11 protein-coding genes are annotated in these 13,575 nt (G+C 63.0%); 3 read left to right on the forward strand and 8 right to left on the reverse strand.

Translation table 11 applies throughout. The features are described 5' to 3' along the window. Nucleotides 1-75 precede the first annotated feature (75 nt). From AC1DS5_RS00785 to AC1DS5_RS00795, 3 genes are read right to left on the reverse strand one after another with little or no spacing between them, the layout of a single operon-like run. Nucleotides 76-1,128, reverse strand: a complete 1,053-nt coding sequence (locus tag AC1DS5_RS00785) for a LacI family DNA-binding transcriptional regulator (RefSeq protein ID WP_477716341.1) — start codon at nt 1,126-1,128, stop codon at nt 76-78. A 12-nt stretch (nt 1,129-1,140) separates the two neighbouring features. Beyond that, nucleotides 1,141-3,039, reverse strand: coding sequence for a TRAP transporter large permease (locus tag AC1DS5_RS00790; protein ID WP_477716731.1), 1,899 nt, complete (start codon nt 3,037-3,039; stop codon nt 1,141-1,143). 5 nt (nt 3,040-3,044) lie between these two features. Then, complete coding sequence (locus AC1DS5_RS00795; RefSeq protein WP_477716342.1) at nt 3,045-4,073, reverse strand: TRAP transporter substrate-binding protein; 1,029 nt, start codon at nt 4,071-4,073, stop codon at nt 3,045-3,047. Between the two features lie 310 nt (nt 4,074-4,383). On the opposite strand from AC1DS5_RS00795, the gene AC1DS5_RS00800 reads away from it, so the two are divergent. Continuing rightward, the gene (locus tag AC1DS5_RS00800; RefSeq protein ID WP_477716343.1) at nt 4,384-4,833 is read left to right on the forward strand and encodes an acyl-CoA thioesterase; all 450 of its coding nucleotides are present in this window, start codon (nt 4,384-4,386) and stop codon (nt 4,831-4,833) included. A 48-nt stretch (nt 4,834-4,881) separates the two neighbouring features. Next, nucleotides 4,882-5,799, forward strand: coding sequence for an EamA family transporter (locus AC1DS5_RS00805; RefSeq protein ID WP_477716344.1), 918 nt, complete (start codon nt 4,882-4,884; stop codon nt 5,797-5,799). Between the two features lie 105 nt (nt 5,800-5,904). Here AC1DS5_RS00805 and AC1DS5_RS00810 read toward each other — a convergent pair whose 3' ends face one another. Continuing rightward, a complete protein-coding gene (locus AC1DS5_RS00810) occupies nt 5,905-6,768 on the reverse strand; it encodes a patatin-like phospholipase family protein (protein ID WP_477716345.1) in 864 nt (287 codons plus the stop codon). A gap of 128 nt (nt 6,769-6,896) precedes the next feature. Continuing rightward, entirely contained in the window at nt 6,897-7,820 is a 924-nt protein-coding gene (locus AC1DS5_RS00815) for a LysR family transcriptional regulator (RefSeq protein WP_477716346.1), read from the reverse strand. Between the two features lie 136 nt (nt 7,821-7,956). Between AC1DS5_RS00815 and AC1DS5_RS00820 the strand changes: the two genes are divergently transcribed. Continuing rightward, nucleotides 7,957-8,601 carry an NAD(P)-dependent oxidoreductase gene (locus AC1DS5_RS00820; protein ID WP_477716347.1) on the forward strand — a complete coding sequence of 215 codons (645 nt, stop codon included), beginning with the start codon at nt 7,957-7,959 and terminating at the stop codon, nt 8,599-8,601. Between the two features lie 28 nt (nt 8,602-8,629). Here AC1DS5_RS00820 and AC1DS5_RS00825 read toward each other — a convergent pair whose 3' ends face one another. The 3 genes from AC1DS5_RS00825 to AC1DS5_RS00835 form a co-directional block, all read right to left on the reverse strand. Continuing rightward, nucleotides 8,630-10,498, reverse strand: coding sequence for a potassium transporter Kup (locus AC1DS5_RS00825; protein ID WP_477716348.1), 1,869 nt, complete (start codon nt 10,496-10,498; stop codon nt 8,630-8,632). 303 nt (nt 10,499-10,801) lie between these two features. Beyond that, a complete protein-coding gene (gshA, locus tag AC1DS5_RS00830) occupies nt 10,802-12,097 on the reverse strand; it encodes a glutamate--cysteine ligase (RefSeq protein ID WP_477716349.1) in 1,296 nt (431 codons plus the stop codon). Between the two features lie 152 nt (nt 12,098-12,249). Further along, a complete protein-coding gene (locus tag AC1DS5_RS00835; RefSeq protein WP_477716732.1) occupies nt 12,250-13,533 on the reverse strand; it encodes a glutamate-5-semialdehyde dehydrogenase in 1,284 nt (427 codons plus the stop codon). Between the last annotated feature and the right edge of the window lie 42 nt (nt 13,534-13,575).

Raw genomic sequence — 13,575 nt, forward strand, 5'->3', positions numbered from 1 at the left:
TACCTTGTTCAATTGTTCAAAACTCAAAAGCCAAAGTCAAAAGCTCACTGAAAGTTCAATGCTCACAAAAGGGCTTCATCGTTCAGGAGTGCGGGCGGCCACGGAACCCCTGACCACCAGGCTGGGCTGGAAGATGAACTCGCCAGTCGGCAGGCCGGGGTCGGCCAGCCGGCTCATCACGCGCTCGACAATGGTGTGGGCCATGTCGGACACCGGCAGGCGCACGGTGGTCAGGGCCGGATGCATCAGCGCCGACAAAAACACATCGTCCATGCCTACGACCGACACGTCGGCCGGCACGGACAGCCCCGCCTCACGAAAACCGGCCATCAGGCCCAGCGCCATCATGTCGTTGACCGCCACGACGCCGGTGGGCCGCCCGGCTTCGTGGCGTTCAGCGAGCTTTGCCGCCTCCATGCGGCCCAGCTCGCTCATCATCGAGTCGCCATATTCATTGAGCGGCGTGCCCTCGATCACCTGTGCGCCGGCGGCCAGGCCCGCAGCGCTTGCGGCCGCCATGAAGCCGCTGATCTTCTCGCGCCGGCTCATGGTCAGGCCGGCGGCCGTCACAAAGGCCAGGCGCGTGTGGCCCTGCGCAATCAGGTGCTGGGTGGCAATGCGGGCCGCCTCAAAGTTGTCAACCGACACGTGGTCAATGCCCGACTCGACGCCGGGCGTGGCACGGCGGTCGTAACTGACCACCACCAGGCCGCGCTCGCCGGCGGATTCGAAATGCTGTTCGTCGACCAGCGAGGAGATGATGATCACGCCGCGCACGCCATGCGCCATCAGGTCGTCAAAGAAGCGCGCCTCCTTGTCTTTGTCGCGGTAGGTGTTGCCGATCATGATGCGAAAGCCGTAGCGCTCCTGCGCCTGGGTTTCGATCTCGCGGGCAATGAAGCCGTACATCGGGTTGGCAATCGACGGCACCAGCAGGCCGAGCATGGGCGTATGGCCGGTCTTGAGCTGGCGCGCCGTGGTGTTGGGCCGGTACCGGAGCTCGGCAATCGCCGCCTCCACGCGCGCCAGCGTCTCTTTGGCCATGCGGTTGCTCCGGCCATTGAGCACGTTGGACACCGTGCTGGTCGACACGCCAGCGCGGCTGGCCACATCCTGAATCTTGCTCACGCGGTTTCTTTCCTATAAACCCATGCGGGTGGGCAGCCACAGGGAGAACGCCGGCACCAGAACCAGCACCATCAGCGTCACAAACAACACCACAAGATACTTCATCATGGGCCGGGCCACATTCTTGACCTCGGTGCCGGTGATGGCGCAGGTGGCAAACAGGCCCAGGCCGATCGGCGGCGCAAACAGCCCCAGGCCCATCGCAATGACCAGCACGGTGCCGAAATGCAGCGGGTGCACGCCCAGCTGGGCGGCGATGGGTGTCAGCAGCGGCCCGAAGATGATCAGCGCCGGCGCGCCCTCGAGCACGGCCCCGAAGATGATGACGATGAGCACCGACAACAGCACGAACATGGTGCTGCCGTACTGGTGGGCGAAGCCGATCATGAACTCGGACAGGTACTGCGGAATCTGCTGGATGGTCAGCGCAAACGACACGCTGGAGGCCGCCGCCACGATGAACAAAATACCGCCCGCCATGGAGGCCGAACGCACGAACAGCTGTGCCACCGAACGCAGCGTGAGCTCGCGAAACGCCAGCGCACCCACCACCAGGGCATACATCACGGCAAAGGCCGACACCTCGGTGGAGGTGGCCACGCCCGAGGTCACACCCTTGCCGATCATGGCCACCATCAGCAGCGCCACCAGTGCGCCGCCCAGCAGGCGGAGCATGGGTGTTTTCGTGTCAAAGGCTTCATCGGGGTTGATTTTGGTGCCGACATAAATCGTCACAGCCGCCAGCGACAGCGCCAGCACCGCCGCAGGCACCAGTCCGGCCATGAACAGGCCGGCAATCGAGATGTTGGCGACAAAGCCCATGATGATCATGTTGATGCAAGGCGGAATGGTTTCGGCCATCACGGCGGTGCAGGCCAGCAGGCCGGCCGTTTCGTTCGGGTCCTGTTTGGTCTTGCGCACGGCCGGCATGATGATGCCGCCCACTGCGGCGATGTCCGCCAGCTTGGAGCCGGAGACGCCCGAGAAGAATGCGGTAGCCGTGATGGTGATGAGGCCCAGCCCGCCGCGCACGCGGCCGAACATGCGCAGCAGCAGCTCAATCAGCCGCGACGACATGCCGTTGGACTCCATCAGCAAACCGGCCAGCACAAAGAAGGGAATGGCCAGCAGCACGAAGTGGTCCATGCCCGCCATGACCTGCTGCGAGTACACCAGCATGGGCAGCGACGGATCGGCCATGAAGAAGAGCAGCGACGACAGGGCCAGCACAAAGGCGATTGGCACACCCAGCACCAAGCCGCCGGTGAAGCCAAGGGTCAGCAGCACCCAGGGCTTGACGGCCTGCGCCGGCAGCAGCGTGTTCCACAGCGTGACGGCCGCCACCAGCCCCACGCCCACCGCCAGCGTGAGCCAGACCGTGCGGCGCGGGCCGCTCAGCGCGTTGGCCGCGCCGAACATGGTCATGAACAGGCTGCCAATCACCACCGGATAGATGTAGATCCACTGCGGAAAGCCGATGGAGGTGGTCATGCCATAGGAGTCCACCAGCAGCGCGCACGACGACAGGAACAGGCTGAACGACACCCCCACAATGATCCAGCTGCCAGACTGCAGCAACGCGGGCTGCCAGGCATCAGGGAACAAGCCCCGAAACAGGTCAATGCCGACATGCTGGCTGCGCGCCAGCACCGTGGCCGCGCCAATGAACACCAGCACCACCATCAGCGCGCGGGCGACTTCTTCGGCCCAGTCAAAGGGGTCATGCAGAAAGTAGCGGAAGACCACCGAGGCGAACACCACCAGCACGTCCAGGGCCAGCACGGCACCGGCGAGGTACTCGGTCCAGCGCATCAGGGCGGCCAGCCAGCGCCCGGGGGCGCGGGCCACACTGAAGCCGGTGGCAGAAGGCAGGGAAAGCGGCGGCAGGGCCGGCGACAACTGGGCGCTCATGGTGTTCACACCCTCGCCGCGGAAATCGCGCCAAACAGCGGCGCGGTGGCCGGATGCTCCTTGGCAAAGGCGGCCCACAAGCGGGTTTCCATTTCCTTGCGCACGGCATCGCGCTCGGTTTTCGCCATCGGGTTGAAGACCATGCCCAGCTTGGTCAGGGCCTCGATCGCCTGGGCGCCCTTGTCAGTGGCAATGGCGCGTTGCTGGGCGGTGGCCTCCGCTGCAGCCTTCAGGAAGGCAGGACGCAGCTCGGCAGGGATTTTGTCCATGCCGCGCTTGCCCATCACCACCACCAGCGGGCTGAAGAGGTGCTCGGTCAGCCAGCAGTTTTTGGCTACTTCGTTGAGCTTGCTGGCCAGCACCGTGGCGGCGTCATGCTCAAAGCCGTCCACCACACCGGTCTGCGCGGCCATGTAGAGCTCACCGAACGGGATAGGCGTCGGGATGGCCCCCATGATCTTGAAGGTTTCAATGAACGCCGGGGTGGGCAGCACGCGCAGCTTGATGTTTTTCACCTCGGCGAGCGACTTGACGGACTGCTTGGTGTACACACTGCGCGCCCCGAAGTGCGAGGCCCAGGTGATGACCTGGCAACCCGTGCTCTTTTGCAGAATGTCATTGAGTTTGGCGCCCACGCCCCCGTCCAGCGCCCTGGCCGCATGGGCGTAGCTGTCAAACAGGTAGCCCAGGTCCAGCATGCCGAACTGCGGCGCGGCCGTGGCCCAGATCGACGAGCCGGTGACCATCATGTCGATGGAGCCGACCTTGACCTGCTGCACCACATCGCTTTCCTTGCCGAGCTGGTTGTTGGGAAAGTAGTCGATCTTGATCCTGTCGCCGACCACAGCCTTCAGGTTGGCGTCCAGGCGCTGGTACCAGACGTAATGGGCCGAATTCTGGTCGGGGACCAGCGAGGACGAAAAGCGCAGCGAAATGGGCGCTTGCGCCCGCGCCAGGCTGGGCAGGCCTGCGGCAAGGGCCACTGAAGCGGCGGCAGTGGACTGGACAAAGTGGCGGCGGGAAAGTGACTTCATGGTTGTCTCCTGTGACGGGGCGTTGTGGGATGCACTGGAATTGCTGGCACTGGCGGGGATTCTTGGGGTTCTTGAAGGTCTTAGTAGAACGATTTACTGTATCGTTACACCAACTCGCCAGTCAAGCCCGTTTCGCTAGGTGTTTTCCTTCGTAAACACGGGTTTTCGGTCCTTTTTTGCACCCGTTCGCGCGGTTTCCGGCCGAAATCTGCCGGGAACCCGCCAGCCCCCGTCCTGGTACCCCGCCACCCGGAAGACCCGGAGGACTGGCGATAATCAGGCCTTCACAGGAAATCAGAGGAAATTCGCCATGTCATCCATCACCCTGCGCTTTCTGGCCGAGCCCAGCACCGTCAACTTTGGCGGCAAAGTGCATGGCGGCACCGTCATGAAATGGATAGACGAGGCGGGTTATGCCTGCGCCACCAGCTGGGCCAAACGGTATTGCGTCACCGTGTCGGTCGGCAGCATCCGCTTTCAGCGCCCCATCATGATCGGCGACCTCGTGGAAGTGCAGGCCCGCCTCGCCTATACCGGCAGGACCAGCATGAACATCTCGGTCGAGGTGCGCGCCGGTGACATGAAGACCGGCCAGATGGACGTCATCACCGAATGCCTGGTGGTGTTTGTGGCGGTGGAGCCCGACGGACAGACCATCCCTGTACAGCCTTGGCGACCCGAGACACCGGGCGACATCGCACTGGCCCAGCGCGTCAAGGCCCACCTCGATGCCGCCCGTGCCATGCATCCCAGTGTCTGACCGGCCTGACCGGTCTGCCGCCCGTAGCCGCGGCAGGCTGGTTGCCTGATGCGAAGCAATGCCCTGACGGGCCGCGACCTGGCAGCCGCTTGCACGGTGGTCATGCTGTGGGGCATCAATTTCGTCATGATGAAATTCGCCCTGCGCGACTTCACGCCCTTGCAGCTGGGCGCTGCCCGCTATGTGTTTGCCGTGCTGCCGCTGGTGCTGTTCATCCGGCCGCCGCGCATTCCCTGGAAATGGGTGGTGCTGTATGGCGCTTTTCAGGGCGTGGGCCAGTTCGGTATTTTGTTCGTCGCGCTCAAGGTCGGCATGACCGCGGCCCTGGCCTCGGTGCTGTTGCAGACCCAGGTTTTCTTTACCGCGCTGTTCGGCTTTGCACTGCTGCATGAGCGCGCCGGCAGGCCGCTGCAGGCAGGTATGGTGCTCGCCGCGCTGGGACTGTCCTGCTTTGCGCTCAACTATGCGAACCCGGATGCCGCCAACAGCGGCAACAGCGCCACCACGTTGCCGGGCTTTGTGCTCACGCTCTGCGCGGCGGCCATGTGGGCCATGTCCAACATTGTGGCGCGGCGCGTGCAGCAGGTCGCGGGGGATTACTCGCCCACGGCCTTCGTCGTGTGGAGCAGCTCCGTCGCGGTGCTGCCCTTCGTTGCGCTTTCGTGGGTGTTTGACCCGCAAGCCACCCGCTGGCAATGGCTGGAGGCGCGCGGCTCCAGCTGGCTGGCCGTGGCCTATCTGGGATGGGTCGCGACCATTGTGGGTTACAGCCTGTGGACCGGCCTGCTCAAGCGCCACCCGGCCAATCGCGTGGCGCCCTTCAGCCTGGGCGTGCCCATCGTGGGCCTGACCACCGGCATGCTGGTGCTGGGCGAAAGCATCACGCCCTGGCAGTGGGCCGGTATTGCATTGGTGGTTGCGGCGCTGGCGTGCGTGATGCTGGGCGGGCTGGTCAAGCGCCGCTGACGCACGGTACGTCCTGCCCAGGCGCTTCGATCCGCCTGCCGCCTCCCGTCTCCCGTCGGTCTTCTTTCTTTTTCTGTCTGTCTTTTTTTATAGACCAGACCGCTCTCAATCCACATGCGGTCGCAGCGCGCTGGGAATGCGCTGCCGGCGCAGCCCACCACTCTCGAGCCAGCGCCGGGTATTTTGCTCAGCCCGATCAATCAACTCACGGGCGCGAGAAAAGTCGTAGGCCGATACCGCCAGCGGGCACAGTGGCGGCACCGTCAGCACCTCGAAACGATCGGCCAGCAACTCCAGGTCCTGCACCAGCTGATGCGCAATCAACATGTTCAGCGCATGCAGCGCACTGGCGATGGCGCTGGTTGGCGGCGCGCTCAATGCGCAGGCATAACCGGTGGGCAGCACGATCAGCCGGGTCGCACCCAGCGTGACCGCCGTCATGACCGGCGTGTTGCTGGCAATCGCGCCGTCGATCAGATACTCACTGCCAACCAGCACCGGTGGAAAGATCGCAGGGATCGCACAACTGGCCAGGATCGCATCTACGCTTGGGCCGGACGACAGGCAGACCGAGTTGCCGTGCAACTGCTCGGTGGCGACCACATGGAGTGGCAGCGCCGCCTGTTCCAGCAGGCTGTAGGGCAAATGGCGTTCGATCAACGCGCGCAGCCCGCTGGAATCGACCAGCGAGGGCGAACGTGAAAACAGGCCGGCGATGCGGCTGAAAGTCATCGGGAAGACCGTGCTGCGCTTGAGTTCGCACCAGAGTTGCGCCAGCTGCCTGACGCCGACCAGCGTCGGATTGCCCGCAAAATACGCGCAATTGATCGCGCCAACCGAAGCGCCCACCACGAAATCGGCCTGCACGCCGTGGGCGACCAGCGCATGCAGCATGCCGACCTGAATCGCGCCGAAACTACCGCCGCCGGCAAATACAAAGGCGGTCTTGCCATTGGCTTTGGGTTCCATCTGCGCCTCCGTGCTGCCGATCCAGCGCTGCTGTCCCCGCGTGCGGCAGATGACTCATCTTACTGCCGCGTCTGCATCGCGCAAGCAGCGGGGAAGCCGCCTGAAAACACGGCACCGGGCGGGACGGATCAGACTGCGCCGGCGGCCCGCGGCGCACCGGCACCGTCTGCGCTGCCAAAGTATGCGGCCAGCAGGTCCAGCGCATGGCGCACCTTGGCGGGCTGTTCACCGCGCCGCGGCGTCACGGCATACACCGGCAGATCAGACAGCTTCCAGCCGGGCAGCACCGGCAGCAGGCGGCCGTCGGCCAGTGCCCGCCGGTCGTCATCGCTGACCACGATGCTGATGCCCCAGCCCGCCACACACAGCGCGTGCAGGGCGGTCACCTGCGTGGCCTGCACCCGCCCTTCCATGCGCACCGTCTGGCGTTCGCTCCCGGGGCCCTGCAGCTCCAGCAGCTCGCCGCCGGCCGCGCCGGGTTTGCCGCCCAGCCAGTCGTGCGACAGCAGATCCTGCACTTGCGCAGGCCAGCCGCGTTCAGCCAGGTAGGCCGGCGACGCGCACAGCTGCCGCGTCATGCTGCCGAGCTTGCGCGCCACCAGCGTCGAATCGGGCATGGCACCCACCCGCAGGGCGATATCCACCCGCGCGGCAATCAGGTCGATCACGGCGTCATCAAGCAGCAGGCACAGCGACAGTTTGGGATGGCCGCGCAGGGGCGCGAGCGCCGTAGCCAGCAAGCCGCCAAAGCCGATGGGCGCGGCCAGCCGCAATTCGCCTTCGGGCTCATCGCGCAAACGCACCAGCGCCTGCTCGGCCGAGCGGGCGGCGGCCACCATGGCGGCGCAACCCGCGTGGTAGCGCTCTCCGGCTTCGGTCAGGGTGAGCCGCCGGGTGGAGCGGTGCAGCAGCGCCAGCCCCAACGCCTGTTCCAGCTGGCGCAAATGCTGGCTCACCGCCGATGGCGTCATGCCCAGTTGACGCGCCGCCGCCGTTAAAGAGCCCGCGGCAACGACTTCAGCAAAGATGGCCATGCGTTTGAGTTGATCCATGGTTCAGGCGGCTTTTAGGTGGCTATTAGTTAGCTGTACTTCACGGTATTAGTCAATTAAGCCATCTATTCAGTAACTTGTGAAGCAATCAAACTAGCAGCTCTTCTACTTTCTTTTCAATCTTCAGGAGTTTTTGATGCACATCGCACTGATTGGCGCCACCGGTTTTGTCGGCTCGGCCATCCTTCCGGAACTGCTCAACCGTGGTCACCAGGTCACCGTGCTGGCCCGCACGCCATCCAAACTGAGCCCACAAACCGGCTTGAGCGTGGTGGCCGCCGATGTGCTGGATGCCGCCCAGGTCGCCCGAGCCGTGGCCGGTCACGACGCGGTGATCAGCGCCTACAACCCCGGCTGGAGCGAGCCGAAAATTTACGATCTGTTCCTGCAAGGCAGCCAGGCCATTGTGGAAGGCGTGAAACAGGCTGGCGTCAAGCGCCTGCTGGTCGTCGGAGGCGCGGGCAGCCTGTATGTGGCGCCCGGCCTCCAGCTGGTAGACACACCGCAATTCCCGGCCGAATACAAGCAGGGCGCGCTGGCAGCACGCGAACTGCTCAACCGGATCAAGACCGAGGCGACGCTGGACTGGAGTTTTGTCTCGCCCCCCATCGGCCTGGCGCCCGGCGCACGCACCGGAAATTACCGGCTGGGCGCGGACGATATTCTGCCTGGCCAGGGCGACAAGCCCGCCGGTATTTCAGCGCCCGACCTGGCTGTGGCCATCGTGGACGAGATCGAGCAGCCGCGGTATGTGAAGCGCCGCTTTACCGCGGCGAACTGAGCGTTTTCCTGCCCGGAAGGGGCAAGGCTCAAATCTCGATCTTGCTGCCCAGCTCCACCACGGAGTTATTGGGCAGGTTCAAAAAATCCGCCGCCCCGCTGGCGTTATGGTGCATCTGCGCAAACAGTTTCTCGCGCCAGGGCGCCATACCGCTGCCCAGCGTCGGAACCACGGTGTCGCGCGAGAGGAAATAGCTGGTCCTCATGGACTCCACCTCACAGCCCCGGGCCTTCATTTGCTGCAAGGCTTTGGGGAGGTCCAGATCGTTCTTGAAACCGTAATGAACAATGACTTGCCAGCAGTCGTGGCCCAGCGCTTCAATGGCGAGCCGCTTGCTCAAGCCAATCCATGGCACCTCGTGGTTGCGCACCGTCACAAACAGGTTCTGCTCGTGCAACACCTTGTTGTGTTTGAGGTTGTGCATCAGCGCGTTGGGCACGGTGCCAGCCTCGGCGGTCAGGAAGACCGCCGTGCCTTCTACCCGCGCGGGTGGGCTGACGAACACGGCATCCAGAAAACTGGGCAGGTCGATGGCGTCGGTGCGCAGCTTTTCGGTCAGCAGCTGACGGCCGTCCTTCCAGGTGGTCATGAGCAGGTACAGCACCACGGCAATCGCCAGCGGGAACCATCCGCCTTGGACGATCTTCAGGGCATTGGAGGCAAAAAATGCGACATCAACCACAAAGAAGAAGCCGGTCGCGGCGATGCACAAAGGCAAGGGGTAGCCCCAACCGAAACGGATCACAAAAAAAGTGAGTGCCGTGGTGGCCACCATGAGTAAACTCACCGAGATGCCATACGCCGCCGCCAGGGCCGAGGAAGACCCGAACATCAGCACGGCCATCACCACCCCGATCAACAAAGTCCAGTTCACGGCGGGGATGTAGATTTGCCCGGTATCACGGATCGAGGTGTGCAGGATACTCAGGCGCGGCAGGAATCCCATCTGAACTGTTTGCTTGGCGGCTGAGAATGCCCCTGAAATCAAGGCTTGCGAGGCAATCACCGTGGCCATTGTAGCCAGGACCACCATGGGAATCAGCGCCCAGTCCGGCGTCATGAGGTAAAACGGATTGGTCGCCGCTTTGGGGTCCAGCAGGACCAGCGCCCCCTGGCCAAAGTAGTTGAGCATCAGGGATGGCATGACCAGTGCAAACCAGGCCAGCCGGATAGGCTGCTTCCCGAAGTGCCCCATATCCGCGTAAAGCGCTTCGGCGCCTGTGACGCACAGAAACACGGCACCGAGCGTGATGAAGGCAATCTCATAGTGCTCCACCGCAAAGCGCAGGGCATACCACGGTGCGACAGCCACCAGCACACTAGGGTTCTGGATAATCTGCGCCACGCCCGTGGCTGCGATGGCCAGAAACCAAAATACCGTGATCGGCCCAAAAAACTTGCCAATATCCGCCGTGCCGCGTTTTTGCACCGCGAAAAGCATAAAAAGCACCAGCAGGGAAATAGGGACGACGTAGGGCTTGGCGGCCGGCGTAATGATTTCAAGCCCTTCCACCGCCGAGAGCACGGAAATCGCCGGCGTGATGATCCCGTCGCCAAAAAACAGGGCCACGCCAAATACGCCCAGGATCAGCAGGGTCTGCCGTAGCCGGGGATGATCCTTGACCGATTGGGACGCCAGGGCCAGCAAGGCCATCAAGCCCCCCTCGCCTGCGTTGTCGGCCCGCATGATGAGTGCCACATACTTGATGGACACCACCACCGTGAGGGTCCAGAAAAACAGCGAGAGCACGCCCAACACATTGGCCGTCGTGATAGGAACATGACCGCTGGCGAAGACCTCCTTGAACGCGTATAGAGGCGAGGTTCCGATGTCGCCGTAGACGACACCAATGGCGCCCAATGTGAGCGCCGCAAGTGATGATTTTGAATTTGACACAAAAACTTCCCGTCTTTATCAACTGACCGGCGGGGCACGGTCCGAGCTTGCGGGAATGGGTTACCTAGGGGAACGCTATTTTGCGCCCAGGCGAAGGGCTTGCGACTCGGCGAACACCCCTAAATTCAACAAATCCGGGTTTTGTTGCAATGCAACAACTTGTAACAGAAAAGTGGCTGACAGGCTTCAGGCTGCCTCAGTCTGCCTCAGTCTGCCATGCCCGAATGCTATTATTTTTATAGCACAAAATCCTCATGGACTCTGAGACCAGTCCAAAAAATCAGCGCCCTTTTGCAGGCATCGTCAGTCGTAGACCTCGGCATCCGGATCGGTCGCTTCCAGTTCGTAGCTGGCGGCCAGCATCGCCAGCCTTGCGATCACGCCATACATATAGAAGCGGTTGGGGCTGCTGGAGCCTGGTTTTTCACCGGGCTGCGGCAGGCGGCCGCTTTCGGCAAAGGCCAGCGGCACAAAGCTGGCGCCCGGGGCGTTGAGGTTTTCGTCCACGCCACGCTCGGCATGCACGCGGTAGAACCCGCCGACCACATAGCGGTCCATCATGTAGACCACCGGCTCGGCCACCGCATCATTGACGCGTTCATTGGTGAGCACGCCTTCCTGGATGATGACTTCCGACAGCGTCTGGCCATCCTTGGTCACGCCCATCTTGTTTTTGGTCTTGCGGCTCAACACCTCAAGATCCTTCACATCGCGCACCGTCATGATGCCCATGCCATAGGTGCCGTTGTCGGCCTTGACCACGACAAACGGCTTTTCGTTGATGCCGTATTCCTTGTACTTGCGCTTGATTTTGGTCAGCAGCGCATCGACGTTGGTGGTGAGGCACTCCAGGCCCACGCCTTCGGCAAAGTTGATTTCGCCGCATTGGGTAAACATCGGGTTGATGAGCCAGGGATCGATGCCCAGCAGCTTGCCGAAGCGTTTGGAGACTTCCTCGTAGGCCTTGAAGTGCCTGGACTTGCGCCGTACCGACCAGCCGGCGTGCAGCGGCGGCAGCAGGTACTGCTCGTGCAGGTCTTCCAGCATCCCGGGAATGCCCGCTGAAAGATCGTTGTTGAGCAAGATCGTGCAGGGGTCGAAGTTTTTGAGGCCCAGCCGCCGGTCGGTGCGGATCAGCGGCTCGATGGTGATGGTCTCGCCGGTCGGCAGGTTCAGCGTGGTGGGCTCCTTGATCTCGGGGCTGAGCGAGCCAAAGCGCACGTTGAGGCCAGCCTGGTGAAAGATGCGCTTGAGTTGCAGCACGTTCGACAGGTAAAAGCTGTTGCGCGTGTGGTTTTCGGGCACCACCAGCAGGTTGCGCGCCTCGGGGCAGATTTTTTCAATCGCCGCCATCGCCGCCTGCACCGCCAGCGGCAGCATCTCGGGCGTCAGGTTGTTCCAGCCACCGGGGTAGAGGTTGGTGTCCACCGGCGCGAGCTTGAAACCCGCGTTGCGGATATCGACGGAGCTGTAAAAGGGCGGCGTGTGCTCCATCCACTCCAGCCGGAACCAGCGCTCGATCGCGGGCATGGAGTCAAGAATGCGCTGCTCAAGTTCGTTGATGGGGCCGTTCAGGGCGGTGATGAGATGCGGAACCATGCGGCCACTTTCAAAGGGGAATTTTGTTATCAGATCCGGTTATATCTGACCGAATTCTAGGGATATTGGGATGCACCGCCCGGTTACAAGGTGCCAAGCCCAAATCGCAAAAAGACCGATGGCGGCCACCCGCCGAGCCGCCGTGCGGCGCCTCAGGTCCGCACTTCCCCGTTGCCCAGCACTACATATTTGAGCGAGGTCAGGCCCTCAATGCCCACCGGCCCGCGGGCGTGGAACTTGTCGGTGCTGATGCCAATTTCCGCGCCCAGCCCGAACTCGAAACCATCTGCGAAGCGGGTGCTCGCATTCACCATGACGCTGGCTGAATCAACCTCGCGCAAAAACTGCTGGGCGTGGATGTGGTCACGCGTCAGGATGGCATCGGTGTGGTGGCTGGAGTACTGGTTGATGTGGGCGATCGCTTCATCAACGCCGGCCACCACCTTGATGCTGATGATGGGCGCCAGGTATTCCTCATACCAGTCCTGCTCGGACACGGGCTGCAGGTTGGCACCCTTCACGCCGGCAAGCAGGGCCCGGGCTTCGGCGTCGCAGCGCATTTCCACACCCTTCGCAGCATAGATCGCACCAATTTTTGGCAGGAAGTCAGCGGCCACGCCGCGCGCCACCAGCAAGCCTTCGCTGGCATTGCAGGGGCTGTATTTCTGGGTCTTGGCGTTGTCGGCCACCCTGACCGCCATGTCGATGTCGCAGGGGTCATCCACATACACATGGCAGTTGCCGTCCAGGTGCTTGATGACCGGCACCTTGGCATCGCGGCTGATGCGTTCGATCAGCCCCTTGCCGCCGCGCGGAATGATGACGTCCACATACTGCGGCATGGCAATGAGCCGGCCCACGGCTTCGCGGTCGGTGGTCGGCACCAGCTGCACCGCGTCCGCCGGCAGCCCGGCATCGGTCAGCGCCTGCTGCACCAGCGACGCCAGCGCCTTGTTGGACTCAATGGCCTCGGAGCCGCCGCGCAAAATGCAGGCATTGCCGCTCTTGATGGCCAGCGATGCCGCTTCAATCGTCACATTGGGCCGGCTTTCATAAATCATGCCGAACACGCCGATGGGCACACGCATCTGCCCGACGCGGATGCCGCTGGGCTGCTCTTTCATGCCGATGATCTCGCCGATCACGTCGGGCATGGCGGCGAGCTGTTCGCAGCCCAGGGCCACGGTGTCCAGGATTTTGGGGGTCAGCTTGAGGCGGTCCAGCAGGGGGCCAGCCAGCCCGGCCGCCTGGGCGCGCGCCAAATCGCGCTGATTGGCCGCCTCCAGTGCAGCGACGCTGCCGCGCAGCAGGTCGGCCAGGCGTACAAGCGCTTTGTTTTTGATAGCTGCTGACGCTTTCGCCATGTGGGCCGAGGCCGTTTTTGCCTGCGCTCCCAGGTTGTCCATGAGGTGCGCAAGCTCGCCATCCCTGGCCATTGCGTTTTGAAGATCGGGCGCGTTCATGCCGCTATTTTCCCC

Source organism: Polaromonas sp. P4_H1 (assembly GCF_056400945.1).